This is a genomic window from Planococcus notacanthi, from assembly GCF_030407825.1.
GTDB lineage: Bacteria > Bacillota > Bacilli > Bacillales_A > Planococcaceae > Planococcus > Planococcus notacanthi.
In genome coordinates, this window is record NZ_JASDCQ010000004.1 from 300975 (window position 1) to 321608 (window position 20634).

At 48.9% G+C, this 20634-nt stretch carries 20 protein-coding genes; 4 read left to right on the plus strand and 16 right to left on the minus strand.

What is annotated here, in order from left to right; translation table 11 throughout:
- Positions 1 to 229 precede the first annotated feature (229 nt).
- Together QMA01_RS14770 and QMA01_RS14775 are read left to right on the plus strand one after the other, a co-directional pair.
- Positions 230 to 391, plus strand: coding sequence for a hypothetical protein (locus QMA01_RS14770; RefSeq protein WP_191716342.1), 162 nt, complete (start codon positions 230 to 232; stop codon positions 389 to 391).
- Positions 392 to 413: 22 nt separating this feature from the next.
- Entirely contained in the window at positions 414 to 656 is a 243-nt protein-coding gene (locus QMA01_RS14775; protein ID WP_225218615.1) for a hypothetical protein, read from the plus strand.
- A 325-nt stretch (positions 657 to 981) separates the two neighbouring features.
- Here the strand turns inward: QMA01_RS14775 and QMA01_RS14780 are convergent, their stop codons facing one another.
- The 4 genes from QMA01_RS14780 to QMA01_RS14795 form a co-directional block, all read right to left on the minus strand.
- A complete protein-coding gene (locus tag QMA01_RS14780) occupies positions 982 to 1470 on the minus strand; it encodes a DUF4306 domain-containing protein (RefSeq protein WP_290215363.1) in 489 nt (162 codons plus the stop codon).
- 102 nt (positions 1471 to 1572) lie between these two features.
- The gene (locus QMA01_RS14785) at positions 1573 to 2628 is read right to left on the minus strand and encodes a hemolysin family protein (RefSeq protein WP_290215364.1); all 1056 of its coding nucleotides are present in this window, start codon (positions 2626 to 2628) and stop codon (positions 1573 to 1575) included.
- 79 nt (positions 2629 to 2707) lie between these two features.
- Positions 2708 to 4015, minus strand: coding sequence for a hemolysin family protein (locus QMA01_RS14790; RefSeq protein ID WP_290215365.1), 1308 nt, complete (start codon positions 4013 to 4015; stop codon positions 2708 to 2710).
- Positions 4016 to 4053: 38 nt separating this feature from the next.
- On the minus strand, positions 4054 to 4440 hold the full coding sequence (locus tag QMA01_RS14795; protein WP_290215366.1) for a MerR family transcriptional regulator: 387 nt from the start codon (positions 4438 to 4440) through the stop codon (positions 4054 to 4056).
- 540 nt (positions 4441 to 4980) lie between these two features.
- Between QMA01_RS14795 and QMA01_RS14800 the strand changes: the two genes are divergently transcribed.
- A complete protein-coding gene (locus QMA01_RS14800) occupies positions 4981 to 5322 on the plus strand; it encodes a hypothetical protein (protein ID WP_191716347.1) in 342 nt (113 codons plus the stop codon).
- A gap of 87 nt (positions 5323 to 5409) precedes the next feature.
- Here the strand turns inward: QMA01_RS14800 and QMA01_RS14805 are convergent, their stop codons facing one another.
- Entirely contained in the window at positions 5410 to 7407 is a 1998-nt protein-coding gene (locus tag QMA01_RS14805) for a penicillin-binding transpeptidase domain-containing protein (protein WP_290215367.1), read from the minus strand.
- A gap of 788 nt (positions 7408 to 8195) precedes the next feature.
- The gene (locus tag QMA01_RS14810; RefSeq protein ID WP_197053101.1) at positions 8196 to 8369 is read right to left on the minus strand and encodes a hypothetical protein; all 174 of its coding nucleotides are present in this window, start codon (positions 8367 to 8369) and stop codon (positions 8196 to 8198) included.
- Positions 8370 to 8555: 186 nt separating this feature from the next.
- On the opposite strand from QMA01_RS14810, the gene QMA01_RS14815 reads away from it, so the two are divergent.
- Complete coding sequence (locus tag QMA01_RS14815; RefSeq protein ID WP_290215368.1) at positions 8556 to 9368, plus strand: CPBP family intramembrane glutamic endopeptidase; 813 nt, start codon at positions 8556 to 8558, stop codon at positions 9366 to 9368.
- 45 nt (positions 9369 to 9413) lie between these two features.
- Here the strand turns inward: QMA01_RS14815 and QMA01_RS14820 are convergent, their stop codons facing one another.
- The 10 genes from QMA01_RS14820 to QMA01_RS14865 all read right to left on the minus strand — a co-directional run bounded on the left by QMA01_RS14820 (position 9414) and on the right by QMA01_RS14865 (position 20592).
- Positions 9414 to 11240: an ABC transporter ATP-binding protein gene (locus tag QMA01_RS14820; RefSeq protein WP_290215369.1), complete on the minus strand. Its 1827-nt coding sequence runs from the start codon at positions 11238 to 11240 to the stop codon at positions 9414 to 9416.
- Positions 11237 to 12961, minus strand: a complete 1725-nt coding sequence (locus tag QMA01_RS14825; RefSeq protein ID WP_290215370.1) for an ABC transporter ATP-binding protein — start codon at positions 12959 to 12961, stop codon at positions 11237 to 11239. Before QMA01_RS14825 ends, QMA01_RS14820 begins: the two co-directional genes overlap by 4 nt.
- Positions 12958 to 13431, minus strand: a complete 474-nt coding sequence (locus QMA01_RS14830) for a MarR family winged helix-turn-helix transcriptional regulator (RefSeq protein WP_290215371.1) — start codon at positions 13429 to 13431, stop codon at positions 12958 to 12960. The genes QMA01_RS14825 and QMA01_RS14830 overlap by 4 nt, the downstream gene beginning before the upstream one ends.
- A gap of 151 nt (positions 13432 to 13582) precedes the next feature.
- Positions 13583 to 13852 carry a hypothetical protein gene (locus tag QMA01_RS14835; protein ID WP_290215372.1) on the minus strand — a complete coding sequence of 90 codons (270 nt, stop codon included), beginning with the start codon at positions 13850 to 13852 and terminating at the stop codon, positions 13583 to 13585.
- Between the two features lie 148 nt (positions 13853 to 14000).
- A complete protein-coding gene (locus tag QMA01_RS14840; protein ID WP_290215373.1) occupies positions 14001 to 14888 on the minus strand; it encodes a TIGR01777 family oxidoreductase in 888 nt (295 codons plus the stop codon).
- Positions 14889 to 14955: 67 nt separating this feature from the next.
- The gene (locus QMA01_RS14845; RefSeq protein WP_191716356.1) at positions 14956 to 15402 is read right to left on the minus strand and encodes a DUF4385 domain-containing protein; all 447 of its coding nucleotides are present in this window, start codon (positions 15400 to 15402) and stop codon (positions 14956 to 14958) included.
- Between the two features lie 829 nt (positions 15403 to 16231).
- Positions 16232 to 17872, minus strand: coding sequence for a glycoside hydrolase family 13 protein (locus QMA01_RS14850; RefSeq protein ID WP_290215374.1), 1641 nt, complete (start codon positions 17870 to 17872; stop codon positions 16232 to 16234).
- Between the two features lie 12 nt (positions 17873 to 17884).
- Positions 17885 to 18904, minus strand: coding sequence for a LacI family DNA-binding transcriptional regulator (locus QMA01_RS14855; protein ID WP_290185404.1), 1020 nt, complete (start codon positions 18902 to 18904; stop codon positions 17885 to 17887).
- Positions 18905 to 18916: 12 nt separating this feature from the next.
- Positions 18917 to 19732 carry a carbohydrate ABC transporter permease gene (locus QMA01_RS14860; protein ID WP_191716359.1) on the minus strand — a complete coding sequence of 272 codons (816 nt, stop codon included), beginning with the start codon at positions 19730 to 19732 and terminating at the stop codon, positions 18917 to 18919.
- Positions 19732 to 20592 (minus strand): carbohydrate ABC transporter permease, encoded by an 861-nt coding sequence (locus QMA01_RS14865; protein ID WP_191716360.1) that lies wholly within the window; start codon positions 20590 to 20592, stop codon positions 19732 to 19734. The genes QMA01_RS14860 and QMA01_RS14865 overlap by 1 nt, the downstream gene beginning before the upstream one ends.
- Positions 20593 to 20634 lie beyond the last annotated feature (42 nt).

Genomic DNA, 20634 nt, shown 5'->3' on the forward strand with positions numbered 1-20634 from the left:
CCCCCTTAAAATGTAACCCATAAGAAAAAATTCTGGACTTGAACATCTTCTTCATTCGGCACCTGCTTCTATTTCTCTTGTGCCAATCTACAGACATAGTACCACTTTTTATTGATCAGCGACAAAAAACCTCCTTTCAGGCGCTAATCTTCTGCTTGAAGGAGTATCTGGAATCTTTTTGAAACGTTTCTTCGCTCCTGCCGTATAACAGGTACGAGGAGGTGCGTGTATGATGAATGAATTTTTCTTCCTGATTCCGATAGTGACCATTCTTTTTTATTTAGTGGTATTCGGCTTTGTGATTTATGCCGTGGTCACCGGCCTGAGATTGGCGAAAGAGCGCAACGAGCAGTTGAAAGCGATTGCTGAAGAATTGAAGCGGAGACCGTAGTTCTCGAGAGGGGTTGGAAGATGTGGGATTGATCCGGTGGCTGTTTTTTGAAAAGAAGCATTTGGCTTATACGGTTTTTGGCGATGATATGTACTATAAAGCAGCTGGCAAGCTCACCGCTCACGGTGTCGCTTACGATGCAGTATTGAAAGTGAATGCCAATGCCACTCCGCCCGTTTTCAACAATGCGGCAAATTCGGCGCAATATGATTTTTATGTAGCGAAAGAGCAGAAGCACCGCGCACAGCAGGCGCTTCACAGTTAGATCTCAGTATTTGCTGCTTACCAAAAACTACAGACCCGATTGGCTGCAATTCAAGTGCGACACGACGCTATTTGCTTTTTAAACAGATTGGAGCTGCGCGGGAAAGGCCTATGGCAGAGAAGAATTGTTGTAAAAACCTAAAAAACGCTTCAGGCATGGTGAGTGCCTGAAGCGTTTTCGTCTTTTATTCCGCAAATGAGCGATTCTGCAAACAACATATGGGATTCCGCAAGCAATGTCGCATATTCCGCAAACAACCTCATGCATTCTGCAAACTACGCCGCCGATTCTGCAAACAAACTCCACGATTTCGCAAGCAACCGCTTTAAGACGGCAGCTTCCCTGCTTTAATTAACCACCAGATGGTGAAAATTATCATAAAGATGCCGGTTCCAAGGAAAACCCTCGAAAACAATTCCAATCCGGCGGTCGGCGAGGCCATCAACGCCCCGCTGAGTACCAGCAGCGCGATTGCACATAGTAAGAGAAACACGCTTAAAGTCGCCTTCTTTCTTCTGAATATCCAGAAAGACAGTTGCAGAAACAAAATCATGCCGGAAACGAACATGACGAGCGGAAACAACGGCTCGAATTTTGCGGCGTAGACGAGGTAGTCGATGGCCAGGATATCATCTGCCGAGCCCACTCCTCCACCCAACCAATTGGTGAACACTGCAGAGTACGGCCACTCCCAGGAAATATCATCAAGCTGGCTTCCTTCATAGAGGCTGATGAATGTGGCAGCGACGAAAAAGGTCAAGGCGCCGAAGAACAGGACAGCTTGCTTTGATTTCCTTGCGTTTTCATTCTCCATTTAACCTCTCCTTACCAAGCTTCTTTTCCAACCATTATATCAATAATTTTCCAAGTCGCATAAAAAAAGAAGAGAAACCCGAAGGCCTCTCTTCTGATCCAATTAAGTGGGTTTCACTTCGTACGAGTCGTCGCTGATTTCTCCGACGATTTCTTCCAGGATGTCTTCCATCGTGACAAGGCCGGAAATGACGCCGTCTTTTGTGGTGACGACCGCCATATGCGTCCGGCTTTGCTGCATTTTTGTCAGGACTTTCTGGATCGGCGTGGTTTCTGTAAAGCTGGTCATTTCATGGATAAACGATTCGGGTTCTTGAATCCGTCCCGCCGCCATGCTCGTCAATATTTCTTTGGTGTTGATGAAGCCGATCAATTGGTCTTTATTGCTGGCATCGGTGACCGGGTAACGTGTGTACTCGTGGCCATCGATGACATTGAACAGACCATCACGGGTCAAATTGCCGTCGATCGTGACCATTTTCTCCCGGGGAATCATGATGTTCCGGACAATGCGGTCATCGAAAGCGAAGATGTTTTTCAGGTACGTCAATTCGGTTTGATTGATCTCACCGCTCTGGTAGCTTTCAGCCATAATCAGTTTTAGTTCTTCTTCGGAATGGGCTTCTTCGTGGCCGGCTGGCTCTACTTTAAATAAACGCAGCAACAGGCGCGCCGAACCATTCATCAGCCAAATGAACGGGTTCATGATTTTTCCGAACCAGTAAAGCGACGGTGCCAAGAGCAAGGTCATCTTTTCAGCGAATTGGATGGCCAAGGTTTTAGGCGCCAATTCTCCGATAACCACGTGCAGGAACGTTACGATACTCAATGCAATCGCATAGGAAAGAACTGTCGATAACGCTGCCGGAACCTCGAAGGCTACAAATAGCGGGTGCAGCATGCGTTCCACTGTCGGCTCCCCTAATGCACCGAGGGCCAAAGCGGTTACGGTGATTCCGAGCTGACAGGCGGACAGGTAGTAGTCCAGGTTATTGGCTACTTCTTTTGCCCGTACAGCTTTTTTATTGCCTTCTGATATCAATTGGTCGATCCGTGACATCCGCACTTTCAATATGGCGAATTCGGCACCCACGAAAAATGCGGTTGCAATGATCAGCAACGCCACAAGTATCAAGTTAATTACTATTTGTCCATCCAAGTTGTATCCCTCAATTGAGGGATTCACCTCCATATATTTTGTAGGTTCTACTGGCTATTTCACGGTCCAGTTTATTCGATTAAGTTGTCGGTTGTTTATGGAACATGACTTGCTTGATCTGTTGGTTGTCCATTTCCGTTACAGTCCATAGAGTCTGGTCTTCTGTGACTGTTTCGCCTGGCTGAACTTCTCCCAGGCTCTTGAAATGAATCCAGCCGCCGATGGTATCGATCTCTTCGCTGTCATCAAAAGACAGTCCGAAACGGTCCTCAAGATCTTTCAGCAGGACACGGCCATTAATCAAATATTGGTTTTCATTGATTTTACTGATGTCCGGAACTTCATCCGCATCGAACTCGTCGCGGATTTCGCCGACGATTTCTTCCAAAATGTCTTCCATGGTAATCATACCAGCGGTACCGCCGTATTCGTCCGCCACCAATGCGATGTGAACGCGGGCATTCTGCATATGCAATAACGCATCTTGCAGGCCTGTCGCTTCAAAGACGGTCGGCAATTCCAAAATGAATTCTTCCAGCTGCCAATCGCGCCCTGCGACGATATGCGGAAGCATTTTCTTGGCACTGACAAAACCGAGAACGCGGTCTTTGTCGCCATCTTCCGTGACGGGGTAGCGTGTGTAATTGTTCTCATCCAAAATCTCGATGATTTCTTTCAATGGCATGTCTTTATCGAGTGTCACCAATTCGGTACGCGGCACCATGATATCTTTAGCCACGCGCTCATCGAATGAAAAAACGTTTTCCATATAAGAAAGCTCGGTTTCATTGATCGCTCCGCCTTCATAGCTTTGGGCCATGACGATTTTCAGCTCTTCTTCCGAATAAGCCTGTTCATGCCCTGCCGGCTGAACGCCGAAAAGCCTCAACAGGACGCGGGCAGCTCCGTTCAATGCCCAGATGAAGGGCTTCATGATTTGACCGAACCAATAAAGCGAAGGCGCCAACAGCAAGGACATCTTTTCAGCGAATTGGATCGCCAAGGTTTTAGGCGCCATTTCACCGACCACTACGTGAAGGTAAGTCACAAGCAGGAACGCAATTGCATAAGAAGCAGCAGATGCTAAAGCATCGGAAACTGCAAAAAATTCAAAGATCGGGTACATCAAACGTTCGACAGTCGGTTTCCCGAGCGCCCCGAGCCCGAGTGCCGTTACGGTAATACCAAGCTGGCAGGCAGACAGGTAATAATCCAAGTCACTGGCCACTTTTTTTGCCATCACTGCTTTTTTATTGCCTTCCGCAATCAATTGGTCGAGCCGCGACATGCGGATTTTAACGACCGCAAATTCCGAGCCGACGAAAAAGGCCGTCAAGCCAATCAAAATCACTAATAACACTAAATTCAATAAGGTAACTATATCCACGTGTTCTCCCTGTAAAAGGGATTCACCTCCAAAGTTGGTTACAGCAAAGCGATTAAGGCAGCAATTGCTGCCACTTGATGCTCAAGCGCTTTGCTGATGTGCAGCTTCACGGAACTTGGCGCGTCTTTCAATTGCTCTTCCAAGCGCGTGATTTTTTGTTGCAGGTACTCGAATTCCTCGGTCACTTCGTCCACCAGCTCATTTGTTTCCGACATTTCCGGCGCGTTGAGGATTTCTTTGATTTCTAAAATCGACAAACGCTGTTTCTTCAGCAACTGGATCCGTTCAATCGTCTGCAAAGTGGAAGCCGGATAAAGCCGGTAGTTGGCTTCAGAACGTTCACTATGAAGCAATCCGGATACCGTGTAGTAATCGATGGTTCTTGTTGATACCCCACTCATTTTTGCAACTTCTCCGATTTTCATTAATCCCTTCCCAATGCAGACGCCTCTCTTTTTGATTCCGTTCAACCGCAAAACTTACGCAGCTGAAATCCGTTTTGATCAACTGCGGAAAAGCAGTTTCTCTCTGTAATAGAAAATATAGCACATGCCATCAAAAAGCATACAGTTGCACGTGCTGCTTTTTGATAGAAATGTTTAACTACTTAGACGGTTTGACATGATATCGACATTTTTTGCTTAGAGAGGCGGTTTTAGCGAAAGAACGGTTCGGGCACGGAGTGCCTGAAGTGGTCTTTCTTCTTTTTCCAATTATGGTTTTGGTGATTCTGCAAACAACTTCACGGATTCTGCAAATAAAACAGGTTATTCCGCAACAAACCTGTCTTTCCGTCATTCTGGCTTCTCTCCCGTTTATTTTTCAATTTCAGGACTGACTACCGGCCAATCGGGTATAGCTCTAATACAGCAATTTCTTGCTGGATAACGGTCTTTAGCCACGGGGTTTATTCGTAAAATCGATTTTGAGATTTGGCAAATAGCATTGAAAAGGAGATGGCGTTTTTGGAATATCAACTGACTTTGCGCTTGGCTGATGAAAATAAAGGGTATTCCTGGCTGTTCGAGAGCCCGGAGGATACCATGCCGCTGTTTGATGAGGTAGTGGAGACGTTCCAGCATTACGAAGCAGATGACATGGAGACGTTTATCCGCGAGAAGAAAAAGGAAATCGAGGAGACGGGGTCCAGCCATACCGCACAGATTGACGTGACGAAAGTGGACAAAAAAGCGATTATCCGATCCGCGTCGTATAAGGAAATGTGGTACGAAGGAAAATATTTCGATGACATTTTGGAAGTGTTGACCGATCGGTTGGGCCCACCGGAAAATCAGCAATTTGAATAGCAGTTGTTGGCAGCAAGCGTCCTTTGGGGCGCTTTTTTTGCCGAGAAATAAAATAAAAAGCCAGGCGACATCTGCCTGGCTCCATACTTATTCCCGTCCTTTGATTACTTGTTCCACCAACCCACCTATGGATTCTTCCCCTTCGATCATCATCGTGAAAATGAGATCCGGACTTTCCAGGCTGTAGCCGGCAAACCAGGCGTTCTGCTCTCCGTTTTCGCGTGTGGTGCCACTTTTGCCTGCGAGCTCCAGCCCCAGCTCGCTGCCCACATTGACCAATCCTGCCTGCAGCGTTTCGGCATTTGCAGCGTCAAGCAAGCCTTCATTCCATACTTGTTGGTCTGCGTCATCAAGGAATAACGTCGGCTTGTAAAGAGTGCCGTTTGCCAAAATGGGGCTGTAGAGAGTGGCGAGATGCAGGATGTTGACTTGCATCTGGCCCTGTCCGGAAGCCGTTCCAGCGAGTTGGCCCTCCGAACCGAATGTGCCGTCCCGGGAAATCCGCGACGGTGCGAGCTCGATCGGGAAGGCGATTTCTTCCCCAAATCCGAAGTCTTCTAAGCCACTCCGGAATTCATCATTTGGAATATTGAGTGCCTGTTGGGCAAAATAGATATTGTCCGAATGGGCCAGCGCTTTATTCAAATCAATCGGATTCGGCACGTCGTCATGCGGACGCGTCACTCGGTAATCGCCCCACGAACGGTAGCGCTGCCACGACTTACCGGTGATATCGAGCCCTTCCGCCGGATCGAGCGTACCGCTTTCCAGTCCAATCGCTGCGGTGACCGGCTGTATGACCGGCCCCGGTGTATACACTGCCGCAAACCGGTTGAAGAACGGCTGCAGCGGATCGTTCGCAAGTTCCTGAAAGCGGCTATTGGTGATGCTTGGAATAAATTCATTGGGATCAAAGCCCGGTGAACTAACCAACGCCAGCGTTTCACCGGTATCTGGATCGATTGCCGCACCGGTTCCCGCCTTGCCCCTCATTGCATGGTAGAGTGCTTTTTGCAATTCGGCATCGATGGTCAACGCCACCGTTTCGCCAGGCACGGGTTCATTGTCCACCGACGTGATGACGGCATTTTCCCGTTGCTTCTTCAAAATGATGCGGCCGCCCGCTTCTCCGCGGAGCCGCTCCTGCAAAATTTCTTCAAGCCCCTGCCGCCCGACCAGCGTTTCAGCCGAATAGCCCTGGCCGCTCCACGCGTTCAGCTGCTCGGCAGTAATAGGGCCGATATAACCCGTAATATGCGCCAGTGCGGCGCCATACGGATACGTACGCATCGCCACTTCGTCCCGTGTCGTGCCGCGAATTGTAAACAATTCATCCAGCTTCTTTTGGTCCGCTTTGATCTGCGCAATCGGCACCAGGAAATGCGGCTGGACCCACGGCTGGTTGAGCTTGTCATCCAGCGCCTGCTCATTCATCCCCAGCAGTTCCGCGAGCTGCGGCTTTTTGGACTCATCGAAGTTTTCCGGAATCACACTGACTTCATAGCCGGTGCTGCTCGAAGCGATTGCTTGCCTGTTGCGGTCCACAATCTCCCCGCGCGGACCCTCGGTGATTTCAGTCGTCACCTGGTCTCCCGCTTCGAGATTTGGCAGAATAAAAGACGGATCCCATTCCACAAACCAGTCCTCCACTTCACCATGCGCTTCATACAATAAAGTAAGCGTCTTTTCAAATTCCACCGGACCGATGATCGTATCGAATGTTACCCGGATCGGGAAATCCGCTGGCTGTTCTGGGGTCCATTCAGCATCTTCCACTGGTGCAGTATAGGAGATTTCTAAATTGTCGATGCCCAACTGTTCGTGAAGCTCCTGTTGCCAGATGACAAAGTTTTCCTCTCCGTAAACCGATTGCGTGCCCTGGTTCAAATAATTAATGTGCATGCCGGTAAAGTCGCCGGCTTTCCACAGTTCAATAAACTCGGCAACCCGAGGTTCCGGCGACTCGACCGTCTCGACCGCCTCTTCAGGCTGCGGTTCAGGTGCCGGCTGCGCGTCCTCCTCCTGACACGCTGTTAGGTTGAGAATCAATAGAAAGAAGATGGCTGTTAAGATGTTCTTCCTCATCACATGACCTCCGCTCTTTAGCTTTCTCCTATTATCGCTTGAACGGGCCAGAATATAAAGACTGAATTTTCTGCATTAATTTTATTGTATAGGAGTGGTTGGATTTGGAGGGGGCGTTAAAGTAGAAGGCTTGATAGTTTAGGTAGAGACGTGGAGTGTGCAGGTAGAGATGGGAATAGTGCTTGTAGAAAGGGAGATTAGTTAGGTAGGATGCTGCTTTCGTGGTTGGATTGAGAGTTGTTCATGTAAGAGCGAGGATAGGTGAGGTAGAAAATCGGATAGTGCTGGTAGAAATCGTATATCCTCTGGTAGACTCCTGCTATTTCGGTAGAATTGTGAGTTGTTCATGTAAGAGCGACGATATCTCATGTACAAAATCAAATAGTGCTGGTAGAAACCGCATATCCTCTGGTAGACTTCTGCTCTCACGGTAAGAATGTGAGTTGTTCATGTAGGAGCGAGGATATGTCAGGTACAAACTCGATTAGCACCTGTAGAAACTCCATATCCTCATCTAGACTCCCGCTATCCCGGTAGAATTGCGAGTTGTTCATGTAAGAGCGACGATATCTCATGTACAAACTCAAATAGCACCTGTAGAAACCGCATATCCTCATCTAGACTCCCGCTATCCCGATTAGAATGTGAGTTGTTCATGTAGGAGCGACGATATCTCAGGTACAAACTCAAATAGCACCTGTAGAAACCGCATATCTCCAGGTAAACAACCCATTTTCCCACGCCACAAAAAAATAACCAAGCGCATACACGCTTGGCTAACCTTCAAATTACTTCTTTGTCTTCTCTTTGATTTTATTCGCAACGTCGTCTTTCATGACCATGGCTTTATCTTTATAATTCGATGCTTTTTCTTTGTAGTCGTCTTTGTTTTCTTCCCAATGCGCTTTGCCTTTTTCAATCGACTTGTCTTTTAATTGATTCAGCTTGTCTAGAAATGCCATTTAGATCATCCTTCCGTTTCCCCCGCCGTTAAAACGGTCAGGTCAACTGGGTTAAGCATACCTTGTTTGCCTGGCCGTGTCTAAAGTTAGCCGATAAGGAGGAGATTTCCGGTTCAGCCATTAAGCGCTAAATGGCGTATACTCTAGATAACTAATTCCGAACTGCTTATCCGAAAGGGGTGCTCCATGTTTGAACAAATGAAGGCGCGTTACCTGATCCTGTTTTCGGTATTGGGGATGATCGCCACTCTGGTTATCCTGATTGCGCTGGATGTCAGCGATATCACGCTTGATGTCGTCAGCCAATTGGTGCTGTATGCCGTGGTCCCCGGCATTTACTTCGGCTATTATTTCCGGAAGCACCAGTCTTCCGTCTGGAATGTGCTGTCTTTAAACGGCATCCGAAACTGGCTGCCGGCTTTATTCGCGTTGGTGGCGGTGTCGATTGCTTTCTCCATCTCTATGTTCTGGTTCCAGTTGTTCATGCTCGCACCCATCGCTCCGTGGTTGGTGAATTTCATGCTGGAAGAATTCCCGGTGCCGAATACGCCCGGGTATATCGTTTTCACGATCTTCACGATTGCCATTTTGGCACCGATTGTGGAAGAATTCATGTTCCGCGGCGTGCTGCTGAAGCGCATGATCGCCAAGACCTCGATGTGGGGCGGGATTTTGATTTCCAGCTTGTTGTTCGGCATTTTGCATTTGGATATTATCGGCGCCTTCCTTTTTGGTGTCGTGGCGTCACTTCTGTATGTGCGGACCAATAATTTATTGGTGCCGATTTTATTGCATATCATCAACAATTCATTGGCAGCGGCTGCATTGTTTCTGGCACCGACTTGGCCGGAATCGCTCGCCATTTTCAGTCTGGCCGATATCTATGCGAAAGCGGCTCCGAATGCCGTAGTACTTGGCATCAGCGCGGTGCTGTTGATCGGCGCCATTTTCTGGCTGGGGCGCGGCTTGCCAAAAGCGCCTGAAGAAATCCATCAATAGAAAAAGGTCGACCGTGCGCAAATTGCGCGGTCGACCTTTTTGGGTTTAAACAGCCACTTCCGTTGAAAATTGGCTGTGGTACAGATCGGCATAGAAACCGTCTTTGTCGAGAAGCTGTTGGTGCGTGCCTTGCTCGATGACCGTTCCTTTGTCCATTACAAGAATCAAATCGGCGTCCTTGATGGTCGACAGGCGATGGGCGATGACAAAGCTGGTGCGCCCTTTCATCAATAGGTTCATCGCTTGTTGGATGAAGATTTCGGTCCGTGTATCGACGCTCGAAGTCGCTTCATCAAGAATCATGATCGGCGGATCGGCGAGAATCGCACGGGCGATGGTCAATAATTGTTTTTGCCCTTGTGAAATATTCGAGACTTCCTGGTTCAGGATGGTATCGTAGCCATCCGGCAAGGTCCGGATAAAGTGATCGGCATGTGCCGCTTCTGCCGCTGCCAAAATCTCTTCTTCGCTGGCACCGGTTTTCCCGTAGGCGATGTTGTCGCGGATCGTACCGTTGAAGAGCCACGTATCTTGCAGCACCATACCGAAGTTCTGGCGCAGCTCGTGACGCGACATTTGCCGCGAATCAAGACCGTCGATCAGGATGCGTCCGCCATTCAATTCATAGAAGCGCATCAATAGATTGATCAAGGTCGTTTTTCCGGCACCGGTCGGCCCGACTATCGCAACTGTCTGCCCAGGGCGTACGTCGATATTCATTTTGTGGATCAGCAAGTCTTGGTCGTAGCCGAAGTCGACATCTTCAAAAGCGACAGCGCCTTTCGCACGCGGCAGAACGGAAGTCGTCACTTCTTCCACTTCCTCTTGCTCATCCAGCAATTCGAAGACCCGTTCAGCCGCGGCAATCGTCGATTGAATGATGTTGGCGATGTTCGCGGTTTGGGTGATCGGCTGCGTAAACTGTTTGGAATAGGTGATGAACGCCTGGATGTCCCCGATGGAGATGGCGCGCTGCGTCACCAGGATCCCGCCGACAATGCTGATGACGACATAACTCAAATTGCCGATCAGCGTCATCACCGGCATGATGATCCCGGAAATAAACTGGGCTTTGCGGCCCGCTTGGTACAATTCTTCATTGACTTCATCGAATTGTTCGTTGGATTTTGCTTCATGGCCGAATGCTTTGACGACTTGGTGGCCTGTGTACATTTCCTCCACGTGGCCGTTCAAGCGCCCCAGATTTTTTTGCTGGCTGCTGAAGTATTTCTGGGATTTCTTCAAAATCGGTCCGATGACGAATAAAGACAGCGGCAACGAAACAACCGCGATCAATGTCAATAAAGGACTGATCGTCAACATCATCACCAAGATCCCGACAATGGTGACGATGGAAGTAATGAATTGCGTCAAGCTTTGCTGCAGCGTGCTGCCGATGGTGTCGATGTCGTTGGTCATGCGGCTCAAAGTTTCGCCGTTTGGACGTCCATCAAAATACTTCAGCGGCAGTTTCTCCAGTTTTTTATTGACGTCCTGGCGCAGATCATAGACCGTGTCCTGTGCCACTGTTGACATCATGTACTGCTGGATATAGCTGAACAAACTGCTGAACAAATAGAGTCCGGCAAGGACAGCGAGAATTTGGCCGATGACGCCAAAGTCGATGCCGCCGCCCGGCACGCCCTGCAACTGGCCGTATGCGCCTTCGAACAATTCGGTGATCGCCATTCCCATGATTTTCGGTCCGACGATGGTGAACACCGTACTGAGTATGGCGACCAGGAAGACCGCTGCCAATTTCTTGCGGCGCGGTTTTAAATAAGAGACAAGACGTCGGAATGTGCCTTTGAAATCCTTGGCTTTTTGCGGCGGCATATTCGCTCCGCCATGAGGAGGTCCCATCTTGGTCATGCGATCTCCTCCTCTGACAATTGGGATAAGGCGATTTCACGGTAAACTTCATTGGATTTCAACAGTTCTTCGTGCGTGCCCATGCCCACCATTTTTCCTTTTTCCAAAACGATGATGCGGTCCGCATCGACGACGGTGCTGACGCGTTGTGCCACCAATAGGACCGTAGCGTTTCGCGTTTCGTCTTTCAATGCTTTGCGCAGCTTGGCGTCTGTCTTAAAATCCAGCGCCGAGAAACTGTCATCGAAAATATAAATATCCGGCTTGCGGATCAATGCGCGGGCAATCGACAGGCGCTGCTTCTGTCCGCCTGACAGATTGGAACCGCCCTGCTCGATTTCAGCTGCGTAGCCGCCTTTGATTTGATCGATAAACTCCGTCGCTTGCGCAATGCTTGCCGCGTGTTCCATTTCCGCTTGCGTGGCGTCTTGTTTGCCGAAGCGGATGTTGTCCGCAATGGTCCCGGTGAAAAGAACCGATTTCTGTGGCACAAAGCCGATTTTCGAACGGATTTCCTGTTGCGAAGCTTCACGAATATCGACACCGTTAACTCTGATGGTTCCGCTCTTGACGTCATAAAAGCGCGGCACCAGATTGACCAGCGTCGACTTGCCGGAGCCCGTCCCGCCGATCAAGGCGGTGATTTCTCCCGGTTTGGCGGTGAAGCTGATGTTCGACAGCGCCGGTTCTTCCGCTCCCGGGTAATAGAAAGTGACGTCTTCGAACTCCAGCGTGCCGCGTGCACGGTCCGCTTTGGCTATGCCGTCGTCCGCGAACGCCGGTTTCATTTCCAGTACTTCGTTGATGCGCTTCGCCGATACCGCTGCACGCGGAACCATGACGAACATGAACGAAGCCATGACCAATGCAAACATGATCATCATGACGTATTGGATAAAAGCCATCAGATCCCCGATCTGCATGGCACCGTTGTTGATGCGGATACCCCCGAACCAGATGACGGCGACGACAGTCATGTTCATGACCAGCATCATCACCGGCATCAGGAAAGCCATGACTTTATTGACTTTAATGGAAACATCGGCCAATTCACGGTTGGCTTTTTGCAAGCGTTCCTTTTCTTGCGGCTCGCGGTTAAATGCGCGGATGACCCGGATGCCCGTCAGGTTTTCACGTACAACCAGGTTCAAGCCGTCCAAACGTTTTTGGACTTCCTGGAATAAAGGCATTCCATATTTCAGGATCAACAAGATCGCAACGGCCAATACCGGCATCGCGCCGATGATGACCAGCGACAATTGGGCGTCTTTCGAGACCGCCATGATGACGCCGCCGACCAGCATGATTGGCGCGCTGATGACCATGCGCAGCATCATGATGACCACTTGCTGCACCTGGGTGATATCGTTTGTGGTGCGCGTAATCAGTGAAGCCGTTCCCACTTCATCGAATTCCTGCAGCGAAAATTGGCCGACGTGTTTGAAGACTTTCTGCCGCAAATCGCGCCCGAGCCCCATCGCCGCTTGAGACGAATAAAAACTGGCAAAAACCGCGGCGACAGCACCGATTGCCGAAACCAGCAGCATCCAGCCGCCGATTCGCCATATATACGGAATGTCCCCTTTGACGACGCCGTTGTCGATGATGTCCGCCATCAAGGTCGGCAAAAATAGTTCTGCCATCGATTGGCCGAACACCAGCAACACGACTGCCAGCACAACCCATTTGTACGGATTGAGGTTTTTCAGGATTTTAATCATTTTGTTGCCACCTCTAATTCCACTTCTTTTAAATACGACGAAATTTTCCGGTGCGCCTGCAGCAGCTCTTCTACCTGCTCGTCCGTAAACTGTTCACTGGCCGCTTTGAACACTTGATGCAGGCCATCTTCCTGAAGATGAAGTTCCTCCACCAACGCCTGGCCTTTCGGGCTGAGTGCCAGCAAGGTTTCGCGGCGGTTGTCCTCGACTTGCCGGCGGTCAAGATAGCCTTCTTTGACCAGTGCGTCCACTGCCTGGCTCAACGTACTTTTCGGCAGGAACGTTTTTTCCCCAATATTTTTCTGCGTCATTTCCTTGCAGCTGATGATCGTCATCAAAATCGAATATTGCGGAATCGACAGCCCTTTTTCCACTGCCGACTTTTGAATGAAACGCACCATATTTTTCTGCACATGGGCAAATGACAGCATCAATTGCATATACGCATCCATTTCTTTATTCTCACTCACCTATAGCACCATCCTTCATTTTCGAACCGTTCCAAATGGAACCATCATTGCATATCCTATAAGCTACTCCGATTAGTCCGGTCCGTCAACTTTGGAGTACCGGTTTTTATGGCAATAAAAAACATCTCCAACAAGCGGAGATGCGACTGCTTCAAGAACATATTTTTATGGTGGATTTGGCGCTATGCGAATGGCAACAGTCAATGAGCTGCGCCAGCAGTTTGCGGTTCTGCATAAAGTTTCTCGGCTCGTTCCAAACCGTGTGAAACACCTGAGCGACAAGCTGCTCACAGACGGACGAGTCTGAATCGGCTTGGCGTGCAATGTGCCATAAGATCCGGTGGTAGCGGTCATACAAATCGGACAGCGCCTGTCGTTCCCGGTTCAGTATGCCCATCATTAATTTCTCGTCTATGGTCAATTTGTCACCCCCCTCCTATGCCATTGCCTTTAGGCAATCGTCCTAAACCCAACTATCTCGAAATAAAGGCATTTTTTTAAAATAAAATAGAAAACACTAGAAAAATCCGCCTTTCGCAGAGTTTTCTAGTGCTATCGATCTATCTCATTTAATTGTTCAAAATGTTTTCCAACGCTTTATCGAGCATCGGGTAGGTAAAACGAAATCCAGCCTGCTGCAGCCGCTCCGGCAAAATCCAGCGGCTTTTCAAGATCAATTCCGGTTCTGTCCCAATAACCACTGCGCCTATTCCCAGCATCCACTTGGTTGCCGGCAAAGCAAACTTCCGGTCCATCGTTAGCCGCAATTGCTTCATCAGTTCGCGATTGGTGACAGGTTCCGGCGACGTGGTATTGATGACGCCGCTGATGTTTTCATTGTCACGTATAAACAGGATGATGCGATAAACATCTTCAAGATGAATCCAGCTGAACATCTGACGTCCGTTGCCTTGCTTGCCCCCAAGTCCGAAGCGCACCAAGTTTTCGTATGGCGGCATGACACCGCCGTCTTTGCCGAGAACAATCGACAGACGCAATGCCGCTTGCCGTGTATTCGGCAGCTTGAACGTGAAAAACGCCTGCTCCCACGCTTTGCCGACCTCCACCGAAAAGCCGCTGCCGAATTCCCCATTCGCTTCGGTCATCGGCCGGTCTTCCGCATGGCGGTAGATCGTCGACGTACTGGAATTAATCCAAAGCGGAGGCGGATTGTCGCAAGCCAGAATCGCGGTTCCCAGCGCTTCCGTCGTCTCCATCCGCGAGTCGAAAATCTCGCGCTTATTCGCTTCGGTATACCGGCAGTTCACCGATTTCCCCGCCAAATTGACCACCATCTCAGCGCCTTCCAACGCATTGACGATTCCGGTATGGTTACTCCAATTCAAATGGCCGGGCTGCCGTGAAATAATGACAACCTGATACCCCTGGTCTGTGAATTTCTGTTCCAAATACTGTCCGACAAATCCGGTGCCTCCAGCCAATACGATCTTCTTCATCCAATCACCCATTTTCTGTAAGTTGTTCTCAAGCTACTTGACGCTTTAGTGGAATAAAAGATGCGCCTCAGCCAAATTCTTTTTGGTGTTTCTTTTTGCGCTTCAAGTAATCTTCATCTTCACGGATTTCGTCCCATCGTTTTTTGAAAATCGCCGCCGATTCCGCCTTCACTGGATCGATTTCCCGCTCCTTGATGCTGCCGTCTTCATTGTATTTGCGGCCGCCTTTGTAATTGGTGTAGCGGCGCGCCCGCGTATAGCCCATCTGAATGAACTTGCGCGCCATGTCCATTCCCACAAAATCATCCTGCTTGCGGTAGTCCTCGAACATTTCCGAAATCTTATCGCACGATTCCTGCGCAATTTCCGGCGTCTTGAAACGCCAATGCGGTAAAATTTCACTCTTATACGGCTCCACCAGCAACACCCCCTGCTCACCTTTTCCCACACGATACAGCTCAGGATGTTTCCGCAAATCCAAGTTTTTGTAATCCAAATCATAATCAAACGCCACGTTGATCGACTCCTTTATACTGATTGCTTTGTTAGAATTATACCCTTGATTGGGGTGGGTGAATCCATAGGAAGTGAAGCGTTGAGCCTTTGTGTGGAGAGTGGGATTGCGGTAGAAATGGGGGTTGTTCATGTAGAAAGCTCCACTTGTCATGTAGCAACACAAGTTGTGCAGGTAGAAAACCGGTATCCTCCTGTAAAAAGTGGCAATCACGGTAGAAACGCTGATTGTTCATGTAGAAAGCTCAACTTGTCATGTAGCAACACAAGTTGTGCGGGTAGAAAACCGGTATCCTCCTGTAAAAAGTGGCAATCACGGTAGAAACGCTGATTGTTCATGTAGAAAGCTCAACTTGTCATGTAGCGACGCAAGTTATGCGGGTAGAAAACCGGTATCCTCCTGTAGAGAGTGGCGACCCTGGTAGAAACGCCGATTGTTCATGTAGAAAGCTCAACTTGTCATGTAGCGATGCGAGTTGTGCGGGTAGAAAACCGGTATCCTCCTGTAGAAAGTGGCGACCCCGGTAGAAATGAAGATTGTTCATGTAGAAAGCTCAACTAGTCATGTAGCGTAGCGAGTTATGCGGGTAGAAATCCAATATCCTCCTGTAGAGAATGGCGACCCCGGTAGAAATGAAGATTGTTCATGTAGAAAGCTCCACTTGTCATGTAGCAACACAAGTTGTGCAGGTAGAAAACCGGTATCCTCCTGTAAAGAGTGGCGACCCCGGTAGAAACCCCATCCCTCCTATAAAAAACAAAAAACCAGAGAAAACCTCCACGGTTTCCTCCGGTCTTTATCGTCGGGGGCGTTTTCCAGCCCCCTGGTCTTATCCATTCAGGTTTGTATCTTTTGGGATTTTGTAGACGCGTGCTTCATATGGAAGCAATTGCGCGGGGTCGATGTTTTGGTGATTGGCCAGAAGCAGTGTGGAATCTTCTGGATCCACTGCGCATAAGACCGCATGCTGAGCAAGGTTTGTTACGACCAATACCTTGTCGTCTTCGTTTTCACGTGTATAGGCAAATACGGAGTCGTGGTTCATGTCCACCAGCTGGTAGTCGCCGTAGACGAATACGTCCATGTTTTTGCGCAGCCAAATCATCTGTTTGTAAAAGGACAGTACCGAATGCGGATCGTTTTCCTGCGCTTCGACGTTCAGCCATTCGTAATTCGGATTAACGCCCATCCACGGCAAAACATCTGAGAAGCCAGCGTGGTTGCTGCTGTTCCATTGCATCGGTGTCCGGGAATGGTCGCGGCTGGTTGCGCGCAGAACGGTCATGATGGCATCATGCTCCATTCCGCTTTCCTTCTTATGGAAATACAGATTATGCGTATGGACGTCATCGAAATGATCGAGTTCTTCAAACGGGGCATTCGTCATGCCTATTTCCTGGCCCTGGTAGATGAACGGTGTCCCTTGCATGAAGAAGTACATGCATCCCAGTGCCGTGGCACTTTCACGCCAGTACGATTGGTCATTTCCCCAAGTCGATACGATGCGAGGACGGTCATGGTTTTCGATGAATAAAGCATTCCAGCCATTGCCGTTCACTTTCTCCTGCCACTTGCTGAGGACCGCTTTTAGTTCCGGCACGTTAACGCCATTGCGCACTTCTGTGTTCCACAATCCGATATCTTCAAACTGGAAAATCATATTGAATTTGCCATTCTCAGGGCTGACCCAATCGTGGATTTCATCCGCTGAAACGCCGTTCGCTTCACCGACTGTCATGATGTCGTGTTTGCTGAAGGTTTCATCGTATAATTCCTGAAGCAGCGGTTGGATGCCGTCGACATTCATCATCTTTTCCCATGAAGGTACAAAGAGATGGCCGTCCAGATCCGGAACGTTCGTGTACTCTTTTTTGATGTGGCTGATGGCATCTACGCGGAATCCGTCGATGCCTTTCGCTACCCACCAATTGACCATTTTAAAGAGTTCATTGCGGACTTCGGGGTTTTCCCAGTTCAAATCGGGCTGTTTTTTTGAAAAGACATGCAAGTAATATTGGCCGGTCTTTTCGTCGTATTCCCAAGCCGGTCCACCAAAGATGCTTTCCCAGTTGAGCGGCTCATCGCGCCAGACATACCAATCACGCTTCGGATTGTGGCGGGAGGAACGCGATTCTACAAACCAAGGATGTTCATCACTCGTGTGGTTGATCACCAAGTCGATAATCAATTTCATGCCACGCGTGTGCACTTCTTCCAGCAGGCGGTCGAAATCCTCCATGGTTCCGAAATCTTCCAAAATGGCCTGGTAATCGCTGATGTCGTAGCCATTGTCGTCATTCGGCGATTTGTACATCGGACATACCCAAATCACATCGATGCCCAATTCCTTCAAGTAATCCAATTTGCTTGTGATGCCGTTGATGTCGCCCAGGCCATTGCCGTCAGAATCCATGAAGCTGCGCGGATAAACCTGATAAACGACTGCTTCTTTCCACCATTTTTTATTCATATCCGATCCCTCTCAAAGACGGCGGCAAGATCCTCTTTCAATCAGCCGGGATGAAACCACGACTTGCTTTGGAGGCACCGATTCGTCCGTTATTTTCTCTAATACCAATTCCGCTGCATGCAGTCCGAGTTCATAAATGGAAATGTCGACGGTGCTGAGCGGCGGCTTTAAATGTTTTGAAATGGCGTGATTGTTAAAACCGATGATGGAAATGTCTTCGGGTACTCTGATTTGCAGATCCTCAAGGTAGCCGATCACTTCGTATGCGACCATGTCGTCATGTGTGACGATGGCTGTCGGCGGCACGTCGAGCGCCATCAACTGGCGGATTGCTTCGCGTTCCTTGCCTTGCATGAGTTCCTGGTTCACTGCGTAGGCTTCAACAAAGGGGATGCCGTGTTGGTCCAGTGCCTGCCGGTAACCTTCCATCCGATCCAGCGAAACGACGAAATCCGTAGCCCCTCCAACAAAAGCGATATGCTGATGTCCGAGGCTAATCAAATATTCCACCGTTTCTTTGGCGTTGTTGATGTTATCGTTGTCGACATACGAGATGGTTTCCGGATCTTTATACGGACGTCCAACTACAGAGTACGGCAACCCGCATTGTCCCAAGTATTCCATAACCGGATCGCCGATTTTCGAATACAACAGGATGATGCCGTCGACTCGTTTCCCTTGTGCCATTTCCACGACTTCCCTGTGGATTTCTTCCTGTGTAGCGCCTGTCGATAAATACAAGCCATACTGGCTGCCATGCGCACGTGTTGAAATGCCGCGCAGCACTTCCGGAAAGAAAGGATTTTGAAATGCCAGTGTCGCCGAATTTTCCATAACGATGCCAAGCGTCTGGCTCTTTTTCGCTACCAGATTACGGGCCTGGAAATTCGGGAAGTAGCCCAGTTCTTCCATGACTTCACGGACTTTTTGTTTGGTCTTGCTGCTGATTCGTGGATTATCGGCGATGACACGGGACACAGTGGCCGGCGACACGCCAGCTTGTTTCGCAACGTCTTTAATCGTGACTGCCATGATGCTGCCCCCTTATTTTACTGCTCCATCCGATACGCCTTTTATGATTTCACGTTGTGCAATAAAGTAGAAAATGATAACTGGAATGATGGCAAGCGTCAAGCCGGCAAGCGCCAGATGCCATTGTTTCGTATATTCCCCAAAGAAGAAGAACATCTTCAATGGGATTGTCTCGCTTCCCGGGGTGTTGATGACCAATGACGGCAATAAGTAATCATTCCAAATCCAGATAATGTTCAGGATCGCCACAGTCACCGTAATCGGCTTCAGAATCGGGAAGATAATGTACCAGAATACCTGCCAGCGGTTGGCTCCGTCGATTGTTGCTGCTTCATCCAGCGAGCGCGAAACATTGTTCAAGGCGCCGTGGTAAAGGAAAATCGATAGGCTTGCACCGAATCCGAGATACATGAAAATCAAGCCGCCGCGGTTCAGCATTTCAAATTGGCCAAATACCGTCACGAGCGGAATCATGACCGACTGGAATGGAATCAACATCGCTGCAACGAATACAAAAAACAGCACCGTGCTGAGTTTGCTTTTCGCACGGGACAGCGCATACGCAGCCATCGCAGAGAAGACGATGATCAAAACCACGCTGACGATAGTGATCAGCAGTGAATTGAAAAGCGTACGCATAAAATCAAGCTCTTCGAAAGCGGTGATGTAATTATCGAAGTTCCATTCTGCCGGCAGGCTGATGGTATCCATGAATATTTCTTTTTTTGATTTGAACGAGTTGACGAACATGAGATAAAAAGGGGCCAGCCATAAAAGCGCCAATAATCCCCCGAGGACTTCCAGTTTGATGTCCCACTTTTTCCGCATTACATTTCAACCTCCTTGCGTTTGTTCACATAAACTTGAACAAGAGCGATGATTGCAACGATGACAAAGAATATGACCGCTTTGGCCTGCGCATAAGCGAAGGCATTTTGCGTGAACGCAGTCTTGAAAATTTCCATTGCCACCATTTCAGTTGAGTTGTAAGGTCCGCCGCCTGTCAGCGACAAGTTCTGGTCATACAATTTGAACGAGTTGGACAGCGTCAGGAACATGCTGACTGTGAACGCAGGCGCAACAAGTGGGAAGACGATGTAACGGAAACGCTGGAATGTGGAAGCTCCATCAATTTCAGAAGCCTCCAGCAATTCTTTCGGCATCCCCTCCAAATAAGCGATGTAGATGACCATGATGTACCCGGCCATCTGCCAGCTCATCAAAATAACCAAGCCCCAGAATCCGGTGTCTGTCGTAGACAGCCAACCTTGCAGGCTTTCCATGCCGATGATTTCACCGACACTGGCGAATACTTTGATGAAAATGAACTGCCAAATGAATCCTAAGATCAATCCGCCGATTAAGTTCGGCATAAAGAATGTTGTACGCAATAATTTGCTTGAACGGACGCGTCCCGTCACTAGCAATGCCAGCGACAGTCCGATGATGTTGATCAGGATAACTGAAACAATCGAGAATTTTGTTGTGAACCACAGAGAATCCAAGAACCGCTCATCTTTGAACAAATCAATGTAATTTTGTAAACCGACGAATTCACCAGTTACAATACCGTTCCAGGAAGTGAATGAATAATAAACTCCAAGCAGCATCGGAACGATGACAACCAGCGTTAGCGCCAGTAAAACGGGGGCGAGGAACAACCAATAGGATAAATCTTTTGTACGCATGTAGGCACCTTTCCTTCCTTAACTCATTCCATGAAAGCTCCG